The 25,670-nt window shown below is 43.5% G+C and carries 30 protein-coding genes and 1 tRNA gene; 9 read left to right on the forward strand and 22 right to left on the reverse strand.

Annotation, left to right across the window (positions count from 1 at the left end; all coding sequences use genetic code 11):
• Positions 1-148: 148 nt before the first annotated feature.
• From NTX75_10100 to NTX75_10175, 16 genes are all read right to left on the reverse strand, one after another.
• A complete protein-coding gene (locus NTX75_10100) occupies positions 149-892 on the reverse strand; it encodes a methyltransferase domain-containing protein (GenBank protein ID MCX5816572.1) in 744 nt (247 codons plus the stop codon).
• A 5-nt stretch (positions 893-897) separates the two neighbouring features.
• The gene (locus NTX75_10105; protein MCX5816573.1) at positions 898-1,659 is read right to left on the reverse strand and encodes a hypothetical protein; all 762 of its coding nucleotides are present in this window, start codon (positions 1,657-1,659) and stop codon (positions 898-900) included.
• The gene (locus NTX75_10110; GenBank protein MCX5816574.1) at positions 1,656-2,678 is read right to left on the reverse strand and encodes a class I SAM-dependent methyltransferase; all 1,023 of its coding nucleotides are present in this window, start codon (positions 2,676-2,678) and stop codon (positions 1,656-1,658) included. Before NTX75_10110 ends, NTX75_10105 begins: the two co-directional genes overlap by 4 nt.
• Positions 2,675-4,450 (reverse strand): LIC12162 family protein, encoded by a 1,776-nt coding sequence (locus NTX75_10115; GenBank protein MCX5816575.1) that lies wholly within the window; start codon positions 4,448-4,450, stop codon positions 2,675-2,677. The genes NTX75_10110 and NTX75_10115 overlap by 4 nt, the downstream gene beginning before the upstream one ends.
• Before the next feature lie 35 nt (positions 4,451-4,485).
• Complete coding sequence (locus tag NTX75_10120; GenBank protein ID MCX5816576.1) at positions 4,486-5,979, reverse strand: oligosaccharide flippase family protein; 1,494 nt, start codon at positions 5,977-5,979, stop codon at positions 4,486-4,488.
• Positions 5,980-6,007: 28 nt separating this feature from the next.
• Positions 6,008-6,937, reverse strand: coding sequence for a radical SAM protein (locus NTX75_10125; protein MCX5816577.1), 930 nt, complete (start codon positions 6,935-6,937; stop codon positions 6,008-6,010).
• A complete protein-coding gene (locus tag NTX75_10130; GenBank protein ID MCX5816578.1) occupies positions 6,829-7,620 on the reverse strand; it encodes a cobalamin-dependent protein in 792 nt (263 codons plus the stop codon). The genes NTX75_10125 and NTX75_10130 overlap by 109 nt, the downstream gene beginning before the upstream one ends.
• Positions 7,621-7,632: 12 nt before the next feature.
• Positions 7,633-8,673, reverse strand: coding sequence for a class I SAM-dependent methyltransferase (locus tag NTX75_10135; protein MCX5816579.1), 1,041 nt, complete (start codon positions 8,671-8,673; stop codon positions 7,633-7,635).
• A 68-nt stretch (positions 8,674-8,741) separates the two neighbouring features.
• Positions 8,742-9,542, reverse strand: a complete 801-nt coding sequence (locus NTX75_10140; protein ID MCX5816580.1) for an SPASM domain-containing protein — start codon at positions 9,540-9,542, stop codon at positions 8,742-8,744.
• Positions 9,543-9,549: 7 nt separating this feature from the next.
• Positions 9,550-10,248 (reverse strand): class I SAM-dependent methyltransferase, encoded by a 699-nt coding sequence (locus tag NTX75_10145; protein ID MCX5816581.1) that lies wholly within the window; start codon positions 10,246-10,248, stop codon positions 9,550-9,552.
• Complete coding sequence (locus NTX75_10150; protein ID MCX5816582.1) at positions 10,248-10,676, reverse strand: VOC family protein; 429 nt, start codon at positions 10,674-10,676, stop codon at positions 10,248-10,250. Before NTX75_10150 ends, NTX75_10145 begins: the two co-directional genes overlap by 1 nt.
• Positions 10,673-12,067, reverse strand: a complete 1,395-nt coding sequence (locus NTX75_10155; GenBank protein ID MCX5816583.1) for an aspartate aminotransferase family protein — start codon at positions 12,065-12,067, stop codon at positions 10,673-10,675. The genes NTX75_10150 and NTX75_10155 overlap by 4 nt, the downstream gene beginning before the upstream one ends.
• Positions 12,068-12,817, reverse strand: a complete 750-nt coding sequence (locus tag NTX75_10160; protein ID MCX5816584.1) for an acylneuraminate cytidylyltransferase family protein — start codon at positions 12,815-12,817, stop codon at positions 12,068-12,070.
• 9 nt (positions 12,818-12,826) lie between these two features.
• Positions 12,827-13,675, reverse strand: a complete 849-nt coding sequence (locus NTX75_10165) for an N-acetylneuraminate synthase family protein (GenBank protein ID MCX5816585.1) — start codon at positions 13,673-13,675, stop codon at positions 12,827-12,829.
• A gap of 22 nt (positions 13,676-13,697) precedes the next feature.
• Complete coding sequence (locus tag NTX75_10170; GenBank protein ID MCX5816586.1) at positions 13,698-14,303, reverse strand: D-sedoheptulose 7-phosphate isomerase; 606 nt, start codon at positions 14,301-14,303, stop codon at positions 13,698-13,700.
• A gap of 11 nt (positions 14,304-14,314) precedes the next feature.
• Positions 14,315-14,629 (reverse strand): MarR family EPS-associated transcriptional regulator, encoded by a 315-nt coding sequence (locus tag NTX75_10175; protein ID MCX5816587.1) that lies wholly within the window; start codon positions 14,627-14,629, stop codon positions 14,315-14,317.
• A gap of 225 nt (positions 14,630-14,854) precedes the next feature.
• Between NTX75_10175 and trxB the strand changes: the two genes are divergently transcribed.
• Genes trxB through rdgB form a run of 5 tightly spaced genes read left to right on the forward strand, consistent with a single transcriptional unit; the run spans position 14,855 to position 18,011 of the window.
• Positions 14,855-15,841: a thioredoxin-disulfide reductase gene (trxB, locus tag NTX75_10180; GenBank protein ID MCX5816588.1), complete on the forward strand. Its 987-nt coding sequence runs from the start codon at positions 14,855-14,857 to the stop codon at positions 15,839-15,841.
• A 22-nt stretch (positions 15,842-15,863) separates the two neighbouring features.
• Positions 15,864-16,070, forward strand: a complete 207-nt coding sequence (locus NTX75_10185) for a hypothetical protein (protein ID MCX5816589.1) — start codon at positions 15,864-15,866, stop codon at positions 16,068-16,070.
• A gap of 37 nt (positions 16,071-16,107) precedes the next feature.
• Positions 16,108-16,647 (forward strand): hypothetical protein, encoded by a 540-nt coding sequence (locus NTX75_10190; protein ID MCX5816590.1) that lies wholly within the window; start codon positions 16,108-16,110, stop codon positions 16,645-16,647.
• 1 nt (position 16,648) lies between these two features.
• A complete protein-coding gene (rph, locus tag NTX75_10195; protein MCX5816591.1) occupies positions 16,649-17,380 on the forward strand; it encodes a ribonuclease PH in 732 nt (243 codons plus the stop codon).
• Between the two features lie 16 nt (positions 17,381-17,396).
• The gene (gene rdgB, locus NTX75_10200; GenBank protein MCX5816592.1) at positions 17,397-18,011 is read left to right on the forward strand and encodes an RdgB/HAM1 family non-canonical purine NTP pyrophosphatase; all 615 of its coding nucleotides are present in this window, start codon (positions 17,397-17,399) and stop codon (positions 18,009-18,011) included.
• A 9-nt stretch (positions 18,012-18,020) separates the two neighbouring features.
• On the opposite strand, the gene NTX75_10205 is transcribed toward rdgB, so the two are convergent.
• From NTX75_10205 to gpmA, 6 genes are all read right to left on the reverse strand, one after another.
• Positions 18,021-18,093: transfer RNA gene (locus tag NTX75_10205), tRNA-Glu, on the reverse strand.
• 86 nt (positions 18,094-18,179) lie between these two features.
• A complete protein-coding gene (locus NTX75_10210) occupies positions 18,180-19,469 on the reverse strand; it encodes an ATP-dependent 6-phosphofructokinase (GenBank protein MCX5816593.1) in 1,290 nt (429 codons plus the stop codon).
• A gap of 10 nt (positions 19,470-19,479) precedes the next feature.
• Entirely contained in the window at positions 19,480-20,508 is a 1,029-nt protein-coding gene (gene fbaA / locus NTX75_10215) for a class II fructose-bisphosphate aldolase (GenBank protein MCX5816594.1), read from the reverse strand.
• Between the two features lie 99 nt (positions 20,509-20,607).
• Positions 20,608-21,042, reverse strand: a complete 435-nt coding sequence (locus NTX75_10220; protein MCX5816595.1) for a PIN domain-containing protein — start codon at positions 21,040-21,042, stop codon at positions 20,608-20,610.
• Positions 21,029-21,274 carry a DUF6364 family protein gene (locus NTX75_10225; protein MCX5816596.1) on the reverse strand — a complete coding sequence of 82 codons (246 nt, stop codon included), beginning with the start codon at positions 21,272-21,274 and terminating at the stop codon, positions 21,029-21,031. The genes NTX75_10220 and NTX75_10225 overlap by 14 nt, the downstream gene beginning before the upstream one ends.
• A gap of 122 nt (positions 21,275-21,396) precedes the next feature.
• Positions 21,397-22,089, reverse strand: coding sequence for a 2,3-diphosphoglycerate-dependent phosphoglycerate mutase (gpmA, locus tag NTX75_10230; protein ID MCX5816597.1), 693 nt, complete (start codon positions 22,087-22,089; stop codon positions 21,397-21,399).
• A 200-nt stretch (positions 22,090-22,289) separates the two neighbouring features.
• Here gpmA and NTX75_10235 point away from each other — a divergent pair, with 200 nt between their 5' ends.
• From NTX75_10235 to NTX75_10250, 4 genes are all read left to right on the forward strand, one after another.
• A complete protein-coding gene (locus tag NTX75_10235; GenBank protein ID MCX5816598.1) occupies positions 22,290-23,486 on the forward strand; it encodes an ATP-binding protein in 1,197 nt (398 codons plus the stop codon).
• A 132-nt stretch (positions 23,487-23,618) separates the two neighbouring features.
• The gene (locus NTX75_10240; protein ID MCX5816599.1) at positions 23,619-24,218 is read left to right on the forward strand and encodes a hypothetical protein; all 600 of its coding nucleotides are present in this window, start codon (positions 23,619-23,621) and stop codon (positions 24,216-24,218) included.
• A 409-nt stretch (positions 24,219-24,627) separates the two neighbouring features.
• Complete coding sequence (locus tag NTX75_10245; GenBank protein ID MCX5816600.1) at positions 24,628-25,272, forward strand: hypothetical protein; 645 nt, start codon at positions 24,628-24,630, stop codon at positions 25,270-25,272.
• Positions 25,273-25,403: 131 nt separating this feature from the next.
• Positions 25,404-25,670 (forward strand): KaiC 1 (locus NTX75_10250; protein MCX5816601.1); only part of this gene is annotated, 267 nt, incomplete at its 3' end.

The raw sequence follows: 25,670 nt of genomic DNA on the forward strand, positions 1-25,670 counted from the left end.
GATCCTGTTCTCAAAATCAAAGACCCACTTGCCCATCCCGAGCCATCCGGTATCAAATACCTTTTTCACCTCTGCCAGCTCTTCATCGCCAATTGATGGCCGTTGAACTTGGATCATTTGACCTCCCAAAGCCTAAAGTTCGCAAAAATCAATTCCTGTTTCCCTCGATCCAGTATGTATCCCAGCGCGTTTTCTTCTCCAGGAATCCGTCATGTACCTCTGTAAATCCGGATGCTTCCATGGCAGAGCGATAATCCTTACGGTTTCTCAAGTATCCCCAGAACTGTCTCCGCCTTCTCATGTTAGTTTTTTCCAAAACGTAGTCTGCCATTCTTTTTACTGCTCCGAGAACCCTCTGAATAGTGACCGCAGGTTCGAAAGACCAGCTTATGAGAAGGCATACACCCCCTGGAGACAACCGTTCTCTCACTGCCTTCAGAAAGGCTATCAGTTCGGGCTGATCGAAAAAGTAGTCAACACTCGGTAAAAAAACAAAATCGTAGATTCTATTGTCCGGCAGGCAGGAAGGGAAAAGGCCGACATGAACATGATTGCTCGGGATATAGGGGAAGAGCCAGCGAAGGGGCTCCGGAGATATCTCCGTTACCTCAATATTGGAGCCGCCCCCGTCTATCAAAGCTTTTTCGGTTATTCCCAGGCCACAGCCAACGGAAAGAGTCCTTTTATCATTGTTAAATTTGCTGTGTTGTCTGATAAATGCGGCCGTTTGGGTTTTCAATTGAACCCAGGATGGATCAAGCTCCTCAAATCTGCTATATTTCTTGAAAAAAACAGCGTAGAAGGAGGCATAAAAAGATGTGTCAGGCAGCCTGGTGGAAGAGACTGCCGCAACAGATTCCAAAGGAATTCCATGCCATTCCCGCTGATACATTTTCTTCACATGCCCTCTTTCAGTCTGACACGGATTATGGTGTCTATAGAGGAAACTCTGTCGGCGGTAAATGCAAGTATAGGGAATTTATTTTGAAATGCCGGTAATTCGTCACACCACAGCTCATGGTTACCGGTGATGAACTCAACAAGGAACCTCAGAGGATGATCGATCATCTGAGGCTGCAACTCCTGTTTTCTGTTTAAGAAACCGATGCTGTCGGCAATAATGGCTACCTCTGCCCGTGAAGGTTTTTTGCCGTTCCGGATCCGCAAAAAGAGCGTTTCGAACAATAGATAAAGCGGATCAAACCCCCAGGGCGCCCCTTTTTCATGAAAATGTTCCCAATCGATCATATGAACGCCATCAGCATTATAGATTATATTATCGAGAGACAAATCTCCGTGAAGCGGAGCGGTACCGTCAGATAAGAAAGGCCATATTTCACAATAGTGCTCTACGGCCTTTCTTATGTTTTCACGGTTCCTTTCCAATCCTTTTCGGCAATCTGCCCTTGCGCCTTCCACAAACTCTAATTCTATTTTTAAAAAACTTTCTCCTTCCTGGACTATCCGGCAGATCGGTTCCTCCTTTTTTGGATACCGCATCTCCTGATACCAGCCCCATCCCCCAACTTCGCGCCTCAAATTCCTGATCCCGACCGGGGTTGCAGCTATCTTTACAATCTTTTTAAAGCCGGTATCGCAGGTTACCAGGTAAGTGGAAACGTCATTTCCATTAGAACAGTTTTTCAGTAGCTCGATCATTTATAGGCTATAGCAACAATGGATGGAGCAAAATATTTGGCCTTCAAAATTTTGAAGGTAATGTATTCAGCAACGGCAGCCAGATTCCTTTTGATGGTAACTTGCCCCTTTGCATTTCTCAACGATATAGTTCTCCTGAAATCTTTCAATGACGAGCTGTAGGGAATTATCCTCTCAGGAAAACGGTAGTCGGGAAAGCACATGTAAAGATCCGCCCCTGAAAAACCTGCTTCCTTCAACAGGGCATCAATTCCCTTGAAGGAATAGAGCCAGTTCACATAGGGCCTTCCAAGGATCAATCCGGATAGGAGGTCAGCAATTTTTCTTGGAAGAAATGAGGTAAATAGAACATTCGCATGGGGGTCCTTCATGCCCAGGAACGTTTTGAAGTCAAACCTGTTTTCAATGGATAAATAAAGCTTGCCCTTTTCATTCAGATTCTGGTGCACCTTTCTCAAAAAAAGCATCTGCTGCTCATGAGGATCACCTGAATACTTCTTAACGTCGCGTTTACCGAAATATTTTTTCAATTCTATAGGTCCGTTCTCAGGTATCCACTCGAGGACCCCATTTACCACAGCCACATCGAATCTGTTTTCAAAATTCCTGATTTCTCTTAAATCTCCGCATAAAAGGTCAACGTTCTCCAGCCCTTCTTCGCGTATCCGGGCGTTCAGAAATTTGAGTGAGTTCATCGTTTGATCTACGCCAAGGACATGTTTGCATCTCTTCGCCAGGGCAACAGTCAATGCCCCCCACATACACCCATAATCGATACACGTTTCGTCTCCCGATAGATCAAGCAATTCTAAACCACCGCCCCTTTTCGGGGAAAAAATGATAACGGAAAGCCACGGCTGGTATTTCTCTATGGATTCTTTCGTGCTCATATGTTCCAGCACCGAGACCAACTCTTCATTTTCTTTTTTGTCGAGGTTTGACCAGTATCCTTCTGAGCCTGTGGAATATATACATCCTTCGATGTTCTGGTACAGATTTCGGATCTCGTCTCTGATCATTGCCTGACTTCCAGAAGTTCTGATTTCCACTCATTTAACCAGTTGTCAGACACACGGGCAAATTGGTGACAAAACTCGTTCTTTGCCTCCTGAATTTCCTCCTGCGCCCACCAGGTTGCCGGATCACGGTAGATTTCGTTGACCTTGGCTGCCGCAGATTCAGGTGTATAGCGCAAGATGCCTGCCTCATGCAGTTTTTCATAATACAACCGGGCAGAAGGCCTTATCTCCCACTGTTCCGGGTCCCAGCATAAAACTGTTGGAAAGTTTAATGTAAAAGTTTCAAGTAAAGTCGTTGCGTTGTAGGTTACAACACACAAGCGGCACTCTTTGAGCTGTTCGGTTATAGATTTGTTCCCGTTATAGCACTCAACCTCCGGACACTCGGTGGCCCAGCGATCCCGTTGGCTCCAACCGTAGTCATGCACGAATAAACGGACTAACAATAATTTCTGTATACTCTCTGGAAGAAATCTACAAAAATCATACTGATACTGAAAATATCTCAATACACCGGAAGCGCTGTAGGGAATACTGTACATATGATAATAATAGCGGGGAAAATTTGCCAATACCGTCAGGATTCTCCCCTCTTTCATTGAATGGATCATATCCTGTTTCTCTTTTAGCTTGATTAATTTTACTGGCGGCATGGGTTTTACGTTTCTACAAGTATCCGATTCCCATCCCCAGGAATAATACCTGTCACAGATCGCTGTTTCGTGGGCCTCGTCTCCATACCAGAGGGCAGCCCCATAAAGCCCGCCATGCTGCGTTCCCAGGAGTTTAGCGCCTCTTTCCACATGATAGGCCGCCCAGAACTTGAATCCCTCATCTGCAAAAAAGGCGTTATCGGTAAAGATGTCCCTCGGCCTTTTCGGATAGGTCTTTAAAACCTTTTCACTCATCAGGGAATAATTTTCCAAGTACAAAGATGGTGTCTGTTCGCTGATAAAACCGCTCAAGAAGCGCTCAAAACCGTTGTCTGCTAAATCGAAAGATAATCTGCGCCTCATACACTCATCGATATCCGGTTCCGGTACTGTAATTTCGGGTGTGATAAAATAGAGGTATTGACTAAGAGAAAATTGCAGCTTAAGGGCATTCATGATATCTAAGGAGGTCAATAAGAATACTGTTTCTTTCAGCTTCGACGGCATCAGGTTTCCGAGATACCAGACGAGATTTCTCAACAAAGATTTAGTGGCAAACGATCTGCCTTTATTGTCTTTCTTAGATGAAAATTCGCCGTCGGCGATGTCCGTCTCAAGGTAATCAAACTTCAATTTATTTATACGTTCAATGATCCGGGAATAGAGAAAATTATTGTAGCCGTCATCTATAAACCATTTCAGAAATAGGGCAAAGTCTTCAGGCACCCATTGGTATTGCCCGTATTTGCCTATGAGAACACCGTCTACTTTTCCGCTTTCACATGCTGAAGCAATAGATTGATAACGGTCATACACCGTCCCGATAAAATAATTGAGCCACGGCCCGATTATGATCCGCCAGTATCTTTTGGAATAGTTCACTTCATGAATATCATTGAGAAGCCTGCTCATTTGAACAAGTACCCGTTCATATAATTCGTCAAGATAAAGGTAGTCCCTGTATATTCTTTCACGGTCGTCCCAGTGGTAGGGCAACACTTCGTAGGATAATTTTTCCTCTTCTGATCTTTGCGAAAAAATCCTGCACCACTCCCCGAGAAACAGGATTTTCCCCTCCCTCTTCCAAAACCTCCTGTCAGCAGTGGTGTTCAGGAACATTGTGCTTTGTTTATTAAATGTTTGTAGGGTTTCGCTCAAATGATCTTTTTAAGCTCATACCTGTCGTATTTGTCCAGAAGGACCAGATAATAAAAGAGTATCGATGTAATATAAATGGCTGCCATCTCAACAAGTGTGAAGTAAATATTTTTTGGATATAACAATTTTGGCATGACCAACGACAACAACACCACAAACAAATAAAACAACAGGTTGCTCTTTACGGCTTTATCAAAATACTCTTTAAAGGTGATTTTTAAACTTCTAAGAGACATTTTTAAATATAACGGAAATCCGACAAAAACCATAGAGACAGTCAAACCGAGGGCAACAGCGGTGATCCCTAAATATTTTATTAACGAAATACCTATTGCAATATTTAAAATGGCAACAGAAAGCTGAATAAAAAGCGGCGCCCTTACAATCCCCTTTGCAGAAAGCATCCCTGTAGCTAATTCCATAGTACCGTTAAAAAGCCAGAACAAAATGATTATTTTTGCAGGTACTATGCTTTCAGAAAAACCTTTACCCATCCAGTAATTGATGAAATGCTCGGCATAAAAAAACATTATCAATATGACAGGCAGAAACAGAGCTGACATATATTTGGTCCCTTTAAAAAGCAAGGTTTTTTGCCCTTCATGATCGCGCCTTCCTTCCATTTCCGATGCGATTGTCCAAGCAGGGGCACCGATAGTTGAATTGATAGTTCTCAGATAATTCTGAATATTAAAAGCGACTGCATATATCGATACCGCTGATACTGAAATAAAATATCCAATAATCAGGTTGTGTACCTGAAATAAAAAAATGTTTATCAGTGAGCCAAGGAACATAAAAAAACTGAAATTAAATATAAATTTAAAAGTCTCAATATCCTGGTATGGAAAAATAATTTTAAGGTTTACCTTCTTCTTCACTATATAAAAGAGTACTATGCTGCCGGATATTGTCAGAATTTGTGTTGCAATAAAAAGATGGACGATGCCGTATCCTGAAGAGAGTATGATAAATGTTGCAATGGCGTTGAATATTTGAACGATTATATTTACAGAGGCATCAATGTTCCACAGGTTTAATCCCTGAATAGCCCCGCGGAATGTGCTTAATGGCCAAACTAAAAAGGCAGACATGCCTGCTGCAAAAAACAATTGTTTCACTATCTTAATGTTCGAGTCTTCAATTTTAAAAAAATTCGAAAAATGCGCCGAGCAAATAAATAACAGTAGCGCTATAACCACGCCGATAAGTACATAAAAAGAAAAAGAAGCGTTAATGATCTTATTCAACTTTTCATAATCTTTTTTCCCGTTAAACTCGGCAACATATTTGGTTAGTGCAGACATCACCCCTATATCCAGAATTCCAAGATAACCTGTGATAGTCATAACAAGCAAATACACACCATACAACTCCTTTCCCACATGCCCCACGATGAAGGGGAAGAGAAAAAATGTAACAACCGCCACCGTTAAGCGGTTTAATACAAGAAAGCCGATGTTTCTTCCTATTATTCTAATTTTAGACATGCAAAAGATTATAGACCGATAATTTTATTCAATATTTCTGATAACCGTCAGTTCCTGCTGATAATTGATGATTCTTTCCCTGTAAAATCTTTCTAAGTGATACACCTTCCACCTTGAATGAAGTCTGATCCTGCTCCTTAACAAAACCAAGCATAATCAAGAAACCTTTTCTTACGCCATATAAGGAGTAATAATTCATCACACGAATTACTTTCCAGAAAAACTCCCCCATGAAATCAATTGTTCTTAGTAAACATACGTTATGCTTAATAAAGTATTTTACATTATCCATTATCGCACTTTGACCGCTATATTTCTTTCTGTGACTTTCTTCGGAATTATCGGGAAATTTCCAGTTATGCTGCTTTAACCAGTTAATCGTATTCATTGTCCTGATTTTCGTCTTCCACAGTTTTACCTTCGACAGATACTCTTCTGATACATTGATATAATGCCTGAATTCAGATGCATTGATATCGGAGACATTCAATAAATATTTTTCCTCGTCTTCAATGCTTCTCCCAAGAAAGCCATGGTAACGCAAAAGCTCATAACATGGCGTCCCAGGGAGGGCCTGAAGGTAATTAATGCTTACTTCCTGAAAGCCGGATAAACCTTTCGAAGACATTTTGAGAAATTCAATTGTTTCATTAATGGTGCTGTCATTCTCTCCAGGCATACCGATGACCAATTGAGTAATCGTGTATACCCCTGCTTCTGCACAAATTTTCAATGCCTTATAATTTTTTTCTTTAGTGGCATTTTTGTCCATAACATTTAAAATTTTATCACTTCCACTTTCAACACCAAAGTATATGGCCGTTAAGCCTACCTCTTTAAGCCGCCTGATTATTGTTGAGTCACGTTGTATTCCTCCATTAAATGTTTGATCGTTGCAATTACATTTTGCACAGGAATAACCCTGTACCCTTTTATCCAGCGATGGCAAAAGGTACATCTATTTATACAGCCCTTAGATGTAAAAATTGTTGCCATCCTTTTATCACGACGGCAAGGTTCATGGGAGCGGGGATCATAAGCAAAATCATACCTTGTCATCGGATCTATCAGATACTGATTGATATTGGAGTACTTATCCAGCAACTCATAATTGGGCTGATGTTCTATGTCTGCATCGCTGGACGCTTTCCTGTATCCTGTAAATTGAGCGTCCCCTCTATGGTCCAAAAAGGCGATTCCCTTGATGTCGTATAATTCCCTGCTTATCGTCTTAAAATCACCATATTTTTCCCAATGTCTGACAAGATCCAACAGCGTTTCCTCTCCCTTGCCTATAACACACACATCTACTTGACATTTCCGAAGAATAACCTCATGGGCGGCAGCCAGATTCCCCCCAAGAATAATCTGCGTATGGGGGGAAACCTTTTTTATGAGATTAACCAGTTTTTTCGTATATAGGTAACTGGTCGACACCACAGCACTTATACCAACAATATCGAATTGCTCCTTCATAAAATATTTTGAAAGCTCATCAACCGAAGGTCTTTGGGCATCGATATCGTAGAACTTCGGGTCATAGCCGCCCTTAATCAGGAAGCCGCACAAGCTTGTGCACGCAACCGGAGGATATGGATCGGGCACAGAACGGATCGGTATATTGCATAGTAAAATTTTCATATTCTGATCGCCTTATGCCCTTCGGAAAACATTGTGATAAATCGTTCGAGCCATCCTTTTCAAATGGAAATTTGACAGCAATATCTTTGCATACTGTTCAAATCTCGTTTTTCGTAAATGAGAATATGTTTCCTTGTAATTATTTCCCAAGTCAACATCGGTTACATCACTGTCATTGTACTTAAAAATACCAAACATATGGATGACTTCTGCGGGACCATGAATTATGCTTCTCAGGCCCGATAACGCGCAATAATGCAGGAAACTCCTGGGGACAAAGTAATACGTATGTGCATTCTGGAGTTGACCCATGTTAAAATTCAGAATATTCGGGACGGCAATATATATTAATCCGTCTCGTTTCAGGTTTTTATAAATGCCCTTGAGAGAGTTTACCGGATTCATTAAATGTTCGAGAACATGATTTATAATAATTATATCGTATGTCCCTTCTATGGCAGAAACGTTGCCTTCAGCCATATTAATTCCATGTTCCATTCCCAGAGAAACAAGGCTTGGACTGTAATCAATCCCTAAAACATGCGCACCTCTTTTGATAAAGGGCAGGAGGTTCCAGCCACCCCCTGCACCTATTTCAAGAACAGAGCAATCAGAGTCGATTGCTTTAATTTTACTTATTTCATCAAATATATGCTGCCCTGTCTCTTCAATATATTTACTTTCATACATATGGAGGTAAGCCTCTGACTCATAACATTTCCTGTATAAATCCGATGAGTAAAAATTGGCATATTCCTTTTGTGTCATACGCGGATTCGATTGAATTAACCCGCACTTTATGCATAAAACTGTTTGCTGCAGCATAGAAAACTTATCTACAGATGCAATCAGATCAAAGGTGGTGGAACCGCAAAGACATGGGACAGATTCGAACTCGATTCTGCCATCTTCAGCTTCTTGGTTGAATTCTTTAGCCAGCTTTCGTTGAGCATCGGTAAGATTTACATATGGTTTTACCGGTGAATGAAATTGCCTGAAAGAAAAAACCTTTTTTTCTATGGTAATATGCGTAATGGTTTTGCTACCTACCAAGCAGACCTGCTACCGCACAGATAGCATTTTTTCTCATTTATCAACATACTCTCCCACTATTTCCTTTTCTACAGCCCTGTCGGCACTCCCCAGAAATCGCAATAACTGCACAGAGGGATTTTATCCCTATTCCCCGCTATATGATGCTTGACCCACTCTTTTCTTTTTGGGCTATTCCATATATCCACTAAAGCAGTTGTCTTGGCGTCTCCAATAACCCCTAATCTTTTCGGATCAAACCTCACACAAGTAGAAGCTTCACCGAGTCTATTAATGGCCATATGATTTAATATTTCCAAACATATCCCTATCTCCGGTACGGTTGGCCTTTTCTGATATTTGAAGCTTCCCAAGGGGTTATGCAATATCCTGGTGGCAACTATTCCATCCAATTTTTCCCACCTTCCCGTATCCACCTTCCCCAGACATCTATAAATCATATGAGGTTTTCTCTTGCCCTTGATCTCCAGAAACTTCTTAACCAGCTCATATTGCTCATCCCCATCCGGGTCGTTTTCTATGACAGATATGGTTATGGTATCCAAATTATCTATGATCTCATCGGCCTTCTCTACTATCAACTTGGCATTGGTATCCACACATTTAATCTGATCCTTGAACAATCTGACCGCGTTTCCGAATTGTGGATAAAGCAGTGGTTCGCCATTGTTATGAAACTGAACTACTATTCCTTCAGGCAGTTGATCAGCTATTTTCTTTACCAGTTCAAAATCCATATCTCCATAATTCATTGCTATTTCCGGATATTCTCTATCTATCTTTCTTCTGCCGCACATCCAGCAGTTTTTGTTACATTTACTTGTCAACTCCAGATGGATACAATATAATCCATTAAAGGAAGCGCTCATTCTGTCCTCACAATATGTTATTTGGTTTAACCGCAGTTGAAAGTAACATGATTTCCTGTGAAAATCTTACAAGTTTACTATATTGTCGTAGGGATCGAGGCGCTATAAATGCTACAATTGAACAGAAGGGCTGGAGATAGGGAAATGACCATAAAAAGGGAAGTTGTCTGAATTTTTCCACTTTTACATCGTCAAATCCGTTGATTAAAAAAATGTCTTTCAAAGAATTAGCGGTAAATGGTGTTCTGTGGGTATAGTCCTCATAAAATGTTTTATAAACGGATTCCCAGTCGGGAACCATTGTAATAACCAGACCGCCCGGTTTAACAATACGATATATTTCCATGACCAGCTTTTCAGGATAATAAAAATGCTCGAGAACTGATTTTGAAAAGATGGCATCGAAAGAATTATCATCGTAAGGCAATGGTTCATTTTCCAGATTTGACTGTAATATTTCAGCTTCAGGACAGACGGATTTCGCTATAGTAGATTGGTCCACCCCGTATCCGTTAAGACCGCACCTGATAAAACCTCTCATGAACTCACCACGGCCGCACCCCAAATCTAAAATCTTACTTCCTTTTGGCAATTTATACCTCAAGGATAGATAGCGGGCTAATTTATCGGGATACTGGGTGAAGGGCCTGTCTTTTTCGTTATATGTTATAGCCACATAATCCCTTTGTGGGTTTACCGAAGACACTACAATACCTCCACCAATTCGACCAAAGTTCCCTCCGGAGCTCTGCAAAAGGTAACTTTTGCATAACCGTCCGGGGATAATTGCGGGGGCGAGTTGAACTGAATTCCCTTATCCTTAAGCTTTTCATACACAAAATTTAGATCATCTACGGTAAATGCTATATGGGAAATCCCTATTTCGCAGATTTCACGCTTCTTTTGCTCTTCGGGATGCGAGTGGTATTTCAATAGTTCTATCATTTGACCGGATGGTGAAGTCATTTTGACCGTTGTAACCTTAACATTGTGCAGCAATAAGATATTATCGATATAATCCCCCGATTCTTCCATCTGTTTTACAATCTGGAAACCGAGAAGATCACGATAAAAATGTAGTGATGTCTCTAAGTCAATAACTACTATGCCTGTGTGGCGGATGTCTTTGATCATTTTGTTTCCTGAATTGTCTCCGCAATTGCCTCATTAAGCACATCAAGACCTTCTTCTAAGGCATCATCCGGTATTGTTAGCGGTGGCCCGATCTTTATTGATTCCCGACCTGTGTGAACGAGAAGTAATCCCTTCTGCATGGCTTTTTCACATACCCGACTCGGGAACAATTCATCCGGTTTACCTGTTTCGGGGTCTTTAAAAATAACACCAGCCAGTAATCCTTTACCAAAAATATATGAAATCCTATCGGGATACTTTTCCTTGAGTGCATTGAGCCGGAGATGGAGTATTTCCCCTTTTCTGGCTGATTCCTCAACCAGATTCCCGGATTCAATTGCCTCTAAATTCGCTAAGCCGGCAGCGCAGCAAAGAGGATTTGCAGAATGCGTGCTGCTCATTGAACCAAATTCGGGCAGATCCATTATCTTTTGACTGCCAACAACAGCAGACAAAGGTAAACTGCCGCTTATCGCTTTGCCGAGGCAGAGCAAATCAGGCTCAACATCATAATGTTGATAAACAAATAGTTTCCCGGTTCTCCCGAATCCACCCTGAATTTCATCAAAGGTAACCAGGCAATCATACTCTTTTGCAAAATCTACAAGTGCTTTAATGTATTCAACAGGATAGAAGATAGCGCCCCATCCCAGGTAAGATTCAATCATAAAACCTGCAATATTATCGAAGTTTAATTCATTTGCTTTTAAAGCCTCCATATCCTCTTGGAAGCGATTCCTCCAGTCATATTGCTTGTTCTGGGTGTCTTCTGCAATCCACGGATAAGGGAAAGGCAAATGATGCATATTCGGGTCTCTGTAGCCAATCCAGGCAGATTTGAGGGGATCTCCCTTGAGCATCTCTGCACCCATAGTTCGGCCATGCATGGCACCCTGAAAAGAAATGATGCCAAGCTTAGTTGGTTTGATAGTTTGGCCGTGCATCCTCATCAATTTTACAGCACATTCAGTCGCTTCGGTTCCGGCGGATAATAAAAAGGCTTTTTCAAATTGAGGAGGTGTTATTTTAATCAGTTTTTTTAAAAACGTTGCACGAATCTGACTGGGGAATGTGTATGTGTGAAGCAGCTTTTGATCCAATGTTTTTTGAAGACTATCAACTATTCTTGGGTTTGCATGACCCGAGTTTGCCAGAAATATTGTAGAGGTAAAATCTATCCAGCAGTTTCCATATGGATCGAAAACCTGAAAACCCTCTGCTTTATCCCACACCACCGGCAGTTGTCCGTGCATGGCTTGTGCTTCGTACTCATCTAATGTATTAAATATCTCCAAACTCTCCGGAGCAGGTATCTTTGTCAGTATTTTTCTGTATGCTGTGTTGACTAAAGTAACAGCAACAGGTTCAAGATTAAATTTCCATCCGGACATTCAGGCCTCCGCGGGGTATTTCTTTTTCATATAATCGAGCAAGGGGCTTCCTTTTTGTACAAGCTCAAATTCAATATATTCAAAATCCTCTATTGTATCTACCTCGCGGCATACCGGAGAGACAAAACCAAGCATTTTCTCTCCGTGCAACATGCCTGTTTCGAGGATGTAAGACGTTTTGAGAATATCTACATATCCATCCGGTATATATACCATTGGAAAAGACTGTCTCGGTTTATTTATGAATTCATTGGAATAGTCAGGGTGTATACTCATAAAATAACCACTATTACCAAGTAAAAACCATTTAAAGGGAGATTCTGAAGCGGGATGCCCGGAGCGAAGCGATGTAGCTTCTACATTCTCTATGAGCGTGGTAACTGCGCTGTCAACAATTACCGGGTCCCGTACAGGAGTTGTGGGCCTAAGATGCACAAGGTATTCGGGTGTTGTTCCTTCGTTGTCTATCATCCAATCAAGCAAATGTCTGACAAAATCATAATCCGTACTATTGTCGCTGGAAATTTCATCGGGCCGTAAAAAAGGCACTTCTGCACCATATTCTCGTGCAATGCCAGCATATTCAGTAGAATCTGTTGACACAATAATACGATCTATGCTGTTTGCCAATTGTGCAGCCGCTATGCTATAAGCAATCAACGGGTGTCCAGCCAATAACTTGATATTTTTGTCAACAACACCTTTAGAACCGGAACGTGCTGGAATCACCGCAACAACGTTTGCCATCATCAACTTCCTCTACCGATGAGATTCAAAGGGAATGTGTGCCCTCAGTTTTTCTGCAATTTTAATTTCTTTATGATTCATAGCAATATTGCCGTTTCCCATTGCCTTTTCAATCTTTCTGATCGCGCCAACAAGTTGACGAAATCCTGCAGCTTCGACGGAAGCTGCCTGATCAGAACCGTACATGGCACGATCAATGGTTATGTGTCTTTCCAGTGACGTAATACCAAGGGCTGCTGCTGCATATGAAACCGCCAGGCCAACCTCGTGCCCGCTGTATCCCACATCACACTTATAGCGATCACGAAGTGTTTTGATACGGTTCAGGTTGGCTTCTTCATCGTCCATTGGGTAAGTCGAAATACAATGCATCAGTTCAAAAGAACAACCTGCATTTCTGAATATCTCTACAGCACGGTCAATATGCCCAGTTTCTGTCATCCCTGTAGAGATAAATGTATGTTTCTTTTCTAAAGCTACCTCTCTGAGCAAGGCTTCATAAACGATCATCGCAGAGGCTATTTTATTGTATTTACAATTGAACTGCCGCAAAAATTTCTGGCTTTCAATGTCCCAAGCAGATGCAAACCATTCAATCCCCTTATGTTTGCAGTATGTATCAATTTCTTTATATTCTTTCAGCCCGAATTCGAGGCCTTCTTTCTGTGCCCGCTGCGTTGCTCCCCAAGGGCTTTCCCGTGGTGAGTCCAACAATTCCTTTGAATACACAAGATCAATAGTTCTTTTCTGAAATTTCACCGCATCGCATCCAACATCCTTTGCAACATCAATCAACTGTTTTGCAATGCCCATGTCTCCGTTGTGATTAATACCTATTTCAGCAATAATAAATATCGGCACATGACCTCCAATTGTAATTATTTTATCTATTTAATAAAAACTCTTTTTCAACAATCTCACAGATGATATGCTCAATGAGCAGGTGCATCTCCTGGATACGAGGGGTATCCGAGGATGGGGTTCTTATGATTATATCGCTATGTGCTGTAATAGCCTTTTTTGTTGTGCCGGTGAGAAGCACGGTCTTTATTACCATTGCCTGGGCGGTCTTGAATGCTTCAAGGACGTTCATTGAACTGCCGCTTGTGCTGATGCCGAGGAGTACATCGCCGCTTTTCCCAAGCGCTTTCACCTGGCGATTGAACACATCATCATAGGAATAGTCATTGGAGATCGATGTTAGAACAGACGTATCTGTAGTTAATGCAATTGCCGGCAATGGTTCTCTGTCTTTATAAAATCTGCACACAAACTCACCTGCCATGTGCTGGGCATCGGCAGCACTTCCGCCGTTTCCGCATATCATGAGTTTATTGCCGGATTTGATGGCATCAACAATTAATCTGGCAGCATCTGCAATTCGATTGAGAACATCATTATTTGAGTTCAACTTTTGTAGATTCTCAATTGTTGTAATGATTCTCTCTTTTATTAAATTTGTATGGCTATCCATTGTTTTACTCTCCATTTCTTATGCTTCTATTCCCCATTCTCCTTTTGCAGTTCATCTATCTCCCGTCTTAACTTCTCATATTCCTCCATCTTTTTCTGCAGAAAAAATTGTGTCTGCTGAATACGAGCGTTAATACCCTTAGGGGTTACTGCATACACATAGGCAGCCTTGTTGTTCGAATTTTTGAATCTCTGCGCCTTTATGTATCCCTTCTGAATAAGCTCTTTAATGATGTAGTTTACACCGCCGAGGCTCAAACCTACCCTCTTCGAAAGGTCACGCTGAGATACGGCCCCGTCAGTAGATAATTCTTTTAATGCCTTAAACTCTGTCTCGTTCATGATTCATGTTTCGCGGGTGTATTCTGGATAGGCTACCGCCGTACCATAACTGGCATCACCTGATAAAAAACGAAAGTTTTTGATCTGTTCAGTCATTGAACGAATAATAATTACAATAAAGCGTTCATAAGTCAAGCATATTTTCAATGGTTTTTCGATAGCATAATTAAATTTCAAAAACCATTTGAATATTGTTGTTGGATTACTTACAATGAGTGATGGCTGATGGCTGATGGCATAAGAAAACCAGGAACTATGAGCTATGAACTAATTTGGGAGATTGATGTGGCTGAATTTCATGAAGCAATAATCATAGGTGGTGGCCCTGCCGGGCTCACTGCCGGAATATACCTCATGAGGGCAGGAATTGATACGCTCCTCCTTGAGAAGGCGATGCCTGGCGGAACCCCTTTAAATACCTGGCATATTGAAAATTATCCGGGTTTTCCGGAAGGCATATCCGGCAGGGATTTGATGGACCGATTTACTGCCCACGCAAAAAATACCGGGCTTTTAATTAAGGAATTTTCTGAGGTGGAGGGGATTTCTCGGAAAGACGAGAGGTTTACCATAAAAACCTCAGAAGCAACCTATGAGTCTATAGGGATCGTGATTGCCACAGGTACAGAGCCGGCTAAAATGGGTATACCGGGCGAGATTGAATTCCTGGGAAAGGGCATTTCGTACTGTGCAACCTGTGACGGTTCTTTCTTCAGGAACCTTGATGTTGCAGTTATAGGCGGAGGGGATGCAGCCATTGAAGAAGGCCTTTCCCTGGCGAATATCGTGAAAAAAGTCTATGTCATCCACAGGCGCGATGCATTAAGAGCTCAGAAAATAATCCAGGACAGGGCGTTCAGGAACAGCAAGATGGAATTTTTATGGAATAAGAAACCTGTTGAGATAGGCGGGAAAGACCAGGTTGAATATATAGCGGTTGAGGATACAAAAACCAAAGAACGTACAGAAGTAAAGGTGGATGGTGTCTTTGTTTATGTGGGCGCAAAACCGAATACCTCTTTTCTCGGAGACCTTGTTGACAGGGACGAGGCAGGATTTGTGCTGACTAACGAAGCTCTTTCGACCAGAACAAATGGATTATACATTGCAGGGGATGTAAGAAAGAAGACATTGAGACAGATCTCTACCGCAGTCGGTGATGGCGCACTTGCTGCCGTGAATCTCGAAAAGTATATTTTAGAAAAAAAGTAAAACGAAAGAAACAGGAAAAGATATGTCACATATAATAAAAGATTTTTTCAGAGGCTCCCTCATATTGGCGGCAGGAATCGTATTAAGCTTTGTAATCTTCATCGTCCTTTTGATTCTCTGGATATTCCTCAACATACTGGGTGCATTGGTCTGGGTATTCTTTGTTGTTTTCCTTTTTCTGACCACAGTCTGGTTAATCGGCTACATCTACAGAAAAATAAGAGAATAACACTATATATGAACATTGTGGACACAGGAAACTCCTGATGAAGCAGATTTTCATTTTCATATGCTTGCTCTTCCCCTTTTTTAACGCTTATGCCGGCGACAGGATCGTCATTTACCGGATGGGCGGCAAGGATCAGGCAGTCTGGGGTCTTTTGAAGAAATCTTTTGACAGCAAAGGCTATAATGTGAGTATCTATGAGAAGGCAGATAATATTGACAGACATCTTGAAACTATAAACAGGATAAATAAAACAAACGCCTCACTCATGCTCGCTATGGATTTGCGGACAAGCGAGAAGGCAGATGTGCTTATTGCTTTTACAGATGCGAAGAAGGGTACAGGAAGGTTTCTTACAATTGAAGAGGTTACGGGCCAGCATATCGATAATTCAATGATACTTGCAAAAGAAGTTGCAACATCATTCGGGAAACGAGCGAAAGGGCTTTCCCTCTTTCCACTCCTCGGGGTTGATATGCCTGGTATTTTTATTAAAATTGAGTGTACAAATGAGCAGGCAAATGAAATGCTTAATAAATTGCATGAAGGTATCCAGAAGTTCATGAAAAGAGGCCAGTAAAATGAGAAATAACGGAAGACCAAATGACAAGATACGGGAACTGAGAATAACCAAAAACTTTTTGAAATATCCGGAAGGTTCAGTCCTTGTAGAGATGGGAGATACAAAAGTGATATGTGGTGTGAGCATTGAAGAGAAAGTGCCGCCGTTTCTGAGGAATTCCGGTAAGGGATGGCTGACTGCTGAATATTCGATGCTACCGCGGGCTACCCAGTCGCGGTCTACCAGGGAAGCAGTGACCGGACGGGTGGGGGGAAGGACCCACGAAATTCAGAGACTTATAGGGAGGGCGCTCCGCGCTGTTCTTAACCTTGATGTTATCGGTGAACGGACCATATGGATCGACTGTGATGTGATCCAGGCAGATGGCGGAACAAGGACTGCGAGTATCACCGGTGGATATGTGGCCCTTGTTGAAGCTCTATGGGCCATGAAGAAAAGAGGAACCGTCGAAAAGATACCCCTGCGTGATTCTGTAGCAGCAATAAGTGTAGGGCTCGTGAATGGCCAGATTATGCTCGATTTGTCCTACGAAGAGGACTCGAGGGCTGATGTAGACATGAATTTTGTCATGACAGGAAAAGGCTTATTAATAGAAGTTCAGGGCACAGCCGAAAAAACGCCATTCACAAAAGAACACTTCGATACCATGTACCAATATGCATTGAAGGGCATAAGCGAAATCACGAGACAGCAGAAGGTCATGCTTGGCCCGCAGTTCCCGGCAGTATAAAATTTTAGCTATAATTATGAGAAGCATTATCGTCGCCACAACAAATAATGGAAAATTTGAAGAGATAAAGAACGTCCTTGCACAGGAGTTTGATGCATTCTATTCGTTGCGTGATTTTCCCGAGAAGATTGAAATTGAAGAAGACAGCCTGCTATACGTGGAAAATGCTATAAAAAAGGCAAGGAAGATAGGAGAAAGGTTCGGACTCTATACAATCGCCGATGACTCAGGCCTTGAAGTGGAGGCGCTTGGAGGCAGACCGGGTGTCTGTTCTTCCCGCTACGGAAAAAACGATGACGACCGGATTAACAGGCTACTTGACGAATTGAGAAACGTGCCGTGGGAAAAAAGAAGCGCAATTTTTAAGGCCTATATCGCCTGCTATATCCCGGAAAAGGAAATCAGTTATGTCTTCTATGGACACCTGAAAGGGATTATCGGTTTTGAAAGAAAAGGTGAAGGCGGGTTTGGCTATGACCCTGTTTTTTTTGTCCCCGGATTGAATAAATATGTGGCTGAGCTCACGAGGGAGGAGAAAAACAGAGTGAGCCACAGAGGCAGGGCATTACAGGCATTCAAAGATTTTATCAAAGGTGATTTTTTCAGTAACTCCAGAGCGTTAAACCTGTAACATATATAATGGTCCCAGCGAGTTTCGAACTCGCGTTACCGGCGTGAGAGGCCAGCGTCCTAGGCCACTAGACGATGGGACCAGTTAAGGAAAGAATAGTATCAGATATCATTGAGATTTTCCAGTGAAAAATTGGCAAAGCATCTCCCTCTTACATAATCATGTTCGTTACCGCATATCTGCCGGCTGCCCGGTTGCAGCGAGGACACTGCTCCAGACCCGTCCGTCAGGGTCTATTTTTTTGCGCCGGGACACGGCGAGCGGGATGGGGACATAAGTGAACTCACCCTGCCAGTGACCTACGACCATATTGGTGCACCCTGTCATGCCGGCGTGTACTGCGTTATGCCCAAGGAGGAGACAGAAAACCGCATCATTCGCATCAGCAGGGACACTCCTGATAATATAGCTTGGATCAATGTACTTCAAATTCATCTCCATACCGATCTTGCTGAAACGTTCCTTAATCTTGTCCCTCAGAAATATGCCAATGTCATTAAAACGTGTGTTGCCCGAGGCATCACGTTCCCGGGGTACCTCCAGGAGGTACTGACCTGCACCCTCTGCAGCAACAACAACAGCATGACCTCTATTGCGGAGACGCTTCTCGAGGGCATCGAGAAAAACCTCAAGAGAAAAAGGGATCTCCGGGATAAGACAGAAGTTCACTTCGTTGTCTGCAAGGACGGCATAGGCAGCAATAAAACCGGAATCGCGTCCCATGAGCTTCACAAGCCCCACACCGTTACGGGCCCCGTATGCCTCACTGTGTGCAGAAGCGATTGCCTTCCGTGCTTCGGAGCCGGCAGTCATGAACCCGAAAGACCTGTCTATGAAAGAGACATCGTTATCGATAGTTTTTGGAATACCAACTATAGCAATCCTGAGCCCCCGGCGGCTGACCTCCTCACTGATGGCACGGGCTCCGCGCAACGTGCCGTCCCCCCCAATGGTAAAGAGAATCCCGATGTTCATGCGTTCCAGGGTATCCACCATCTCTGATATATCCTGTGGCCCGCGGGACGACCCGAGGAACGTGCCGCCAAATTTATTGATGCCGCCCACTGATTGCGGGGTAAGTTCGAGGGGCGTATGGCCATAATGAGGAACAAGCCCTTCAAAACCGTAAAGGAAGCCATAGACCTTACTTGCACCGTAATGATGGTAAAGGCTCATAACGATAGCCCGGATCACATCATTCAGCCCCGGGCAAAGCCCGCCACAGGTTACAATGCCACATCGTAATTCAGCGGGATCAAAGAATATTCTTTCCCTCGGACCTGCAACCTCCATGGCCGGGGGCTCTTTACCGGCATCAAAAAACACCCTGATATCTGCAGGGTCATTATGGTAGATCAGACGCTGAGCATCGCTTGTGAATCGCATACCGGCAAGTGGCGACAATATGCGACACTCACCAAGCCTCTCTATCCCGAAATCCAATGTGGTGTTTTCCATAGGACACTCCTTATGCTTTGAAAAAGGTCGTTCCAACGCCGCGGAGGTCTCTTACCGCCTGTTTTACCCTTTCTGCCATTGCGGTTTCTGCCAGCGCCATATAAGAACGCGGGTCGTATGCCTTTTTGCTTCCCACTTCGCCATCCACTTTTAAAACCCCATCGTAGTTTTTCAGCATGTGGTCAGCAATGGCACGGGTAAAGGCATACTGTGTGTCAGTATCGATATTCATCTTTACCACACCGTAGTCGATGGCTTCCCGTATCTCCTCGAGTTTGGAGCCCGATCCCCCGTGGAACACGAGATCAAAGCGGGCATCCTTTCCGTAAGTCTTTTCAACGGCGTCCTGGCAATCTTTCAGGATCGAAGGTTTAAGCTTCACACTGCCAGGCTTATATACACCATGAACGTTTCCGAATGTTGCCGCAAGCAGGTAGCGTGCGCCCTTGACAGCATTCAACCGGCGGGCAACTTCAAGCGTGTCTTCCGGGGTAGTATAAAGCCGTGCAGCCCCGCTGGCCTTGATTCCGTCCTCTTCTCCCCCTACTGCGCCCACTTCTATTTCGAGGAACAATTCGCTTTTATGGAAGCGTTCCAGTAATGGAAGGGATATGTCGAGGTTTTCTTTCAAAGGAAGGGCGCTCCCATCAAACATATGGCCGGTGAAAAGGTTAGGCAATCCCGCAGCCCGGCGCCTTTCAGTCTCCTCAACAAGGGGAATCACATAACTATCCAGTACATCGGCCTGGCAGTGGTCTGTGTGGAGCGCAACGAAGATGGGGTAATGTGCGGCAACGCGGTGCACATGCTCTGCAATAGAAGCAGCGCCAAGGGGCATGCTCTTCAGATATGTGCCGGAGGCATGGGCAGCGCCGCCGGTGGATATCTGTATGATACCGTCGCATTGGCTCTCTGCAAGTCCCTTTAATACTGCGTTGGCTGTTTGGAGAGATGTTACGTTAATGGCAGGATAGCAGAAATGGAGTTCCCTGGCCCTGTCAATCATGGCACAAAAAGTTGCGTAATCAGCTACTGGCATAAAAACCTCCTTTTATTCAATTTTCAAACTTGTCCACCCACAAGTGGGTACCCGGCTTCGGACATAAAAATTGACCTTAATGCGATCTGGTCGCAGGGTTTACCGGAAAGAGGTATGAAAAGGATTCTTGATAACGATCCCTTTTATCTTTTGCTTGTCGGAAAGGTCCTCTGAAAGGATAGTCGTCGCTCCCCCATCGATAGCCGAGGCAATAATCAAAGAGTCCCAGAATGAATACAGATGCTTATGGTGGATATCAATGGCTTCCAATATCAATGTGCCATTGGTAACTACCGTTTTCCATTTCAGGAAATCTTTCACGATTTCTTTCGCTGTCGTTGCATCCATAGGTTTTGCTATTTTCCTGGTCACCGTTACAAAAAATTCCTGCAAAACCTGGGTGCTGATCAGGCCATTGCTGGTATCCCAGAGGTCTTTCAATATTTTCTTCGTTATAGCGTATTTTTCTCCGGCAGAGGTGTCGTATCCGTATACCAGAATGTTGGTGTCTACGAATATCTTAGCATCTTTCATAGAGTGCTTCCCTCAAAATAGAAATTTTCCCCTGTGTACCAAGGTCAAAACCATTTTCCATAAAGGCAATCTGCCTTTTTTTAGCCCTCTGGTAACCCGTTTCCTCTCTGACCTTTTCCTCCAGGGTCTCCCGCAAAAGATCGCTCAACGACTTGTCTTTCATAATTGCCAGGGTTTTAGCTTTCTTGATGAGAGACTTGGAAAGTGACAAAGTGACATTCTGTTTATCCATAACGGTCTCCTTTTAGTTTCACATTATTATGTGTACCACATATTTCCGGAATATGTCAATCCTGTGTATTCCTTTGTTATCCGTGTTAAAAGAAGATTTTTCATTTACGTAAATAGTTGCAGTCAGCTTTCCAGATAATAGTGCCTGATGGGTTTCAGGTCGTCATCCAGTTCGTAGACAAGGGGTTTGCCTGTCGGGATTTCGAGCGCAGGTATCTCGTCATCGCAAATATTATCGAGATATTTTACCAGTCCCCGGAGGCTGTTTCCATGCGCCGCAACAATAGCACGCTTACCTGCCCTGATAACCGGTTCTATTGCTTCATGCCAGTAAGGCAGGACCCTCGCTATAGTATCTTTCAGGCTTTCAGTTACCGGGATGTCCTGTTGGTTGAGGTCTTTGTATCTCGGGTCGCTACCCGGGTAGCGTTCATCAGTCTTTTCAAGAGATGGCGGCGGGACATCGTAACTTCTCCTCCATATGTGCACCTGCTCTTCCCCGAATTTTTGTGCCATCTCCGCTTTGTTGAGTCCCTGCAAAGCGCCGTAATGCCTCTCATTCAATCGCCAGGATTTATATACAGGTATCCACATGAAATCCGTCTCTTCAAGGACAATCCATAAGGTAGCGATAGCCCTCTTTAAAACAGAGGTAAAGGCAATATCAAACATATACCCCTCTCTCTTTAATATTTCTCCTGCCTGTCGCGCCTCTTCAACACCCTGCCCCGACAGATCAACATCTGTCCAGCCCGTAAACCTGTTTTCCTTATTCCATTCACTCTGCCCGTGCCGTATTAGAACAAGTTTTGTCATGCTATTCTCCTGAAGGTTTACTTGATGCAATCCATTATAATATGTTCATGTAAAGTCGGCAATAAATTTGCGTTATGTTTTTTAAATTTTCATGCCGAACATCGGCCCCTTGACCCCTCGGCCTCTTCAATAAATACAATATTAAAGTGTCACAGCAAATGTGTATTGACATTCATTGATGTGCATAGTATAAAGGGTGTATGGTTTACATAAACAGACAAATAGAGTCAAAAGTAAGAGATTTACTCAATACGTTTCCGAGCCTCGCCGTAACAGGTCCCCGGCAATCGGGCAAATCAACGTTGCTCATGCATACATTGAAGGAATACAGGTATGTAAGTTTTGATGACCCGCTCATAAGAGAACAATCCATTTCTGACCCGCATTTTTTCCTTGATTCAATGGGCGAGAAGGTCATTATTGATGAAATCCAGTTATCTCCGCAGATTCTGTCATATATCAAGATGAGGATAGACAGGGAAAGAGATAAAAAGGGCGTCTATGTCTTTACAGGTTCGCAGCAATTTCCCCTGATAAAAAATTTGGGGGATTCTTTGGCGGGGAGGATTGCACTGCTTGATTTGCTTCCCTTTTCTGTAAATGAAAAAAAGGCGGCGCTGCCCATAAAAGACACACTCGATTATTTTGTTGACGCATGTTTACGGGGAAGCTATCCGGAAATTGTAGCAGATACTTCGATTGAATCAGGCAATTGGTATAGCTCTTATATACAGACATATCTCGAACGGGATGTAAGGAACATATACAACATCGGAAATTTAAGAGATTTTCAGCGATTCATGCAGCTTTTGGCGGGCAGATGCGGACAGATATTGAACCTGTCCACTTTTGCAGGCGATATAGGGGTAAGCGTTCCAACGATTAAATCCTGGTTGTCCGTACTTGAAGCGAGCCGGATTATTTACCTTTTAGCCCCTTATTATAACAACCTCGGGAAACGGATTGTGAAGGCGCCGAAGGTCTACTTTCTTGATTGTGGTCTCGTATGCCACCTTGTAGGGCTGAGAAGCAGGGAACATTTGCTGAACGGCCCGATGGCGGGTGCGCTCTTTGAAACGTTTTGCATTCAGGAGACCGTGAAGCTTTTCTTTAACAAAGGAGAAAGACCACGACTCTACTATCTGAGAACAAATAATAACCTTGAAATTGACCTCCTGATTGAGGGGGCAGCACAGACACTCATACCTGTTGAAATCAAGTTCAGCAAGACACCGGCTTTGTCCATGGGGTCAAATATTGCACGTTTTAAAAAAACGTTTTCAATGCTGCCGGTAATGCAGGGAATCATTCTCTGTCTCACCGGCAAATCAACCCCTTTGAGTCCGGAAATCACTGCAATGGGTTTTGATGATTATAGCGAGGCGATCAGACAGTGAGGATTGCGGAAATGAAGGCAGTGAATAGTGAATAGTTAAAGACATTTTATCAAGCGCGTTGCTCCTTTCCCCTTTCAGCTTTGAGCTATTAGCCTCACCGCTCCACGCTCTGTGCCCTATGCTCATCCTCCCATGGATCAGGCCAAAGGGATACTCGCATATATTCAGGCAAGACATCCTGACAAAGGATATTATGTGCAGGGGGTTATGAGTGAGTTGATACGCTACAAGCTGAAGCCTGATGACCTGTCCGATGAATTGGTACCAACAGTTGGTACCATTTTAGAGATCACCGGAAAATCAGTAACGACGCTGCATAACGGCATTTCCCTTTTAAAACTTCCTCCTGAGATTCAGACAGCAATCCGGGCGGAAAACCTCCCTGTTTCCCAAGGGTATCTCTTTGCTGCCAACCTCGATTGCCCGGATCGCGATAAGATTTTTGAGGCCATCACGAAGACACCCGTCACCAATGCCGCCCTGAATAATCTGCTTACAGCGTACAAGAAGGTAAAACCGGAACCGGGCGTCATAAGGCTCCCATCCATGACAAGACAGGTTGCCGTCTTACGATCCGTAGAGTCACACATTGAGATGGGCGCCAAAAAATACACAAAACCTGACCGTCAGGCGCTTCTTGATGAACTGCGGGTTTTCTGTGCTTTAGTGGAACTGCGGATACCGATTGCCCCGGAACCTGTGCCGGAAAAGAAAAAGCCCCCTCAGGTGTGAAAAAGGCAGTGAATAGTAGATAGTGAATAGTTAAAAAGGCAGAAAAGATGAAATGTTGTGAATGGTGAATGGTGGATAGTGGAAACCCGTGAAGCGTTATATGTGAAGTGCGAAGCGTGGAAAAACGAGATACGGATTTAAAAATATGGTACAAGAGTCTTGCCCCCGAACGGGGGAATGACAATGAGCTTGATAAAATGTTTTTAACTGTTCACTATTAACTAACGACTATTCACTGAAGTATCCGCAATCCGTACGGTTTAATCCTGCCGAAGGCGGGACAATGGGATGGGGGGAATAAGTAATTCTGTAATAGGGTTTTCACTTGTAAATTAATTAAAATTAAAGGAGAATTAAGAAAAGCCTGTTTGCGGCTCGCATCCTCTGGGGGAAATGGGGTCTTATCTTTATGAAAAAAGAAATTCTTTACATCGCTCTTATAAACATTTTTATCGGAATGTGCGTTTCTTTCCTGCTAAAGGGCAGTATCCTCGCCGTCGTTCTCATCGTCATCGGGATCGGCACGATCATTTTCATTGAACGAAAATGGGTTTACGAAAACGTTTTCAGAAGGAACAAACGGTACGCCGCGGTGGGATATTCCTTCCTGGCCGCCTTGATGATGGTTTTTCTAACTTTGATCACCTTGCCGAGCCGCGATACATCCCACATTATCAAGCTGGTGAACGGGTTTTTGGAGGATGTCACGTCGGGTGATTATCGGGGCGCTTACGAACAACTCTCCGAGGTGTCGAAAAAGGCATATACCCTGAAGGATTTCACCAATGATCATGTGGAAAATCGCATCAAGGTCCAGAATTTCAGAATCGATGAGGTCATCTTCAACAAGTATGACAAAAGGAAAGCCGTGGCAGTGGTCTCAAGCCCCTTCACGCTCTATAATCGCGAAACGCTGAACCTGGAGATGATCAAGGAGGAGAAGGGGTGGCGGATCGTTTTCAGCAGGACCATCTTCCACCCCAACGGCTCCGGCCAGGGGAAAAGTAAAAAGCGGGGGGACCCCATCACTAATTTCTTCAGGAAGCTCTTTTGACGAGACCCTCCCCACATTTTTTCTATTGCAAGGTAATGGATTCCTTGATAAAATGACATCATCCCCCCCTTGAAGAGCAGGGGTGGGTGGGGGGTATTACTTCAGATTAGTAAAGGAGCTGGGAGGTCACGATGGTTAAGGCAAAAAATAATGTTGATGTTCTTGAAAAATGCCAGACGGGCATCAAGGGTCTCGATGAGATCACGATGGGAGGGCTTCCGAGAGGCAGGCCAACCCTGATCTGCGGCGGTGCGGGTTCCGGTAAAACGCTTTTCGCCATGGAGTTTCTCATGCGGGGCGCCCTGGATTATGGAGAACCCGGGGTGCTTATGACCTTCGAGGAGACGCCGGAGGATCTCGCGAAGAACTTCATCTCCCTTGGTTTTGATCTCCATGGC

The organism is Pseudomonadota bacterium (assembly GCA_026388315.1).
In the GTDB taxonomy this organism is placed as follows: domain Bacteria; phylum Desulfobacterota; class Syntrophorhabdia; order Syntrophorhabdales; family Syntrophorhabdaceae; genus MWEV01.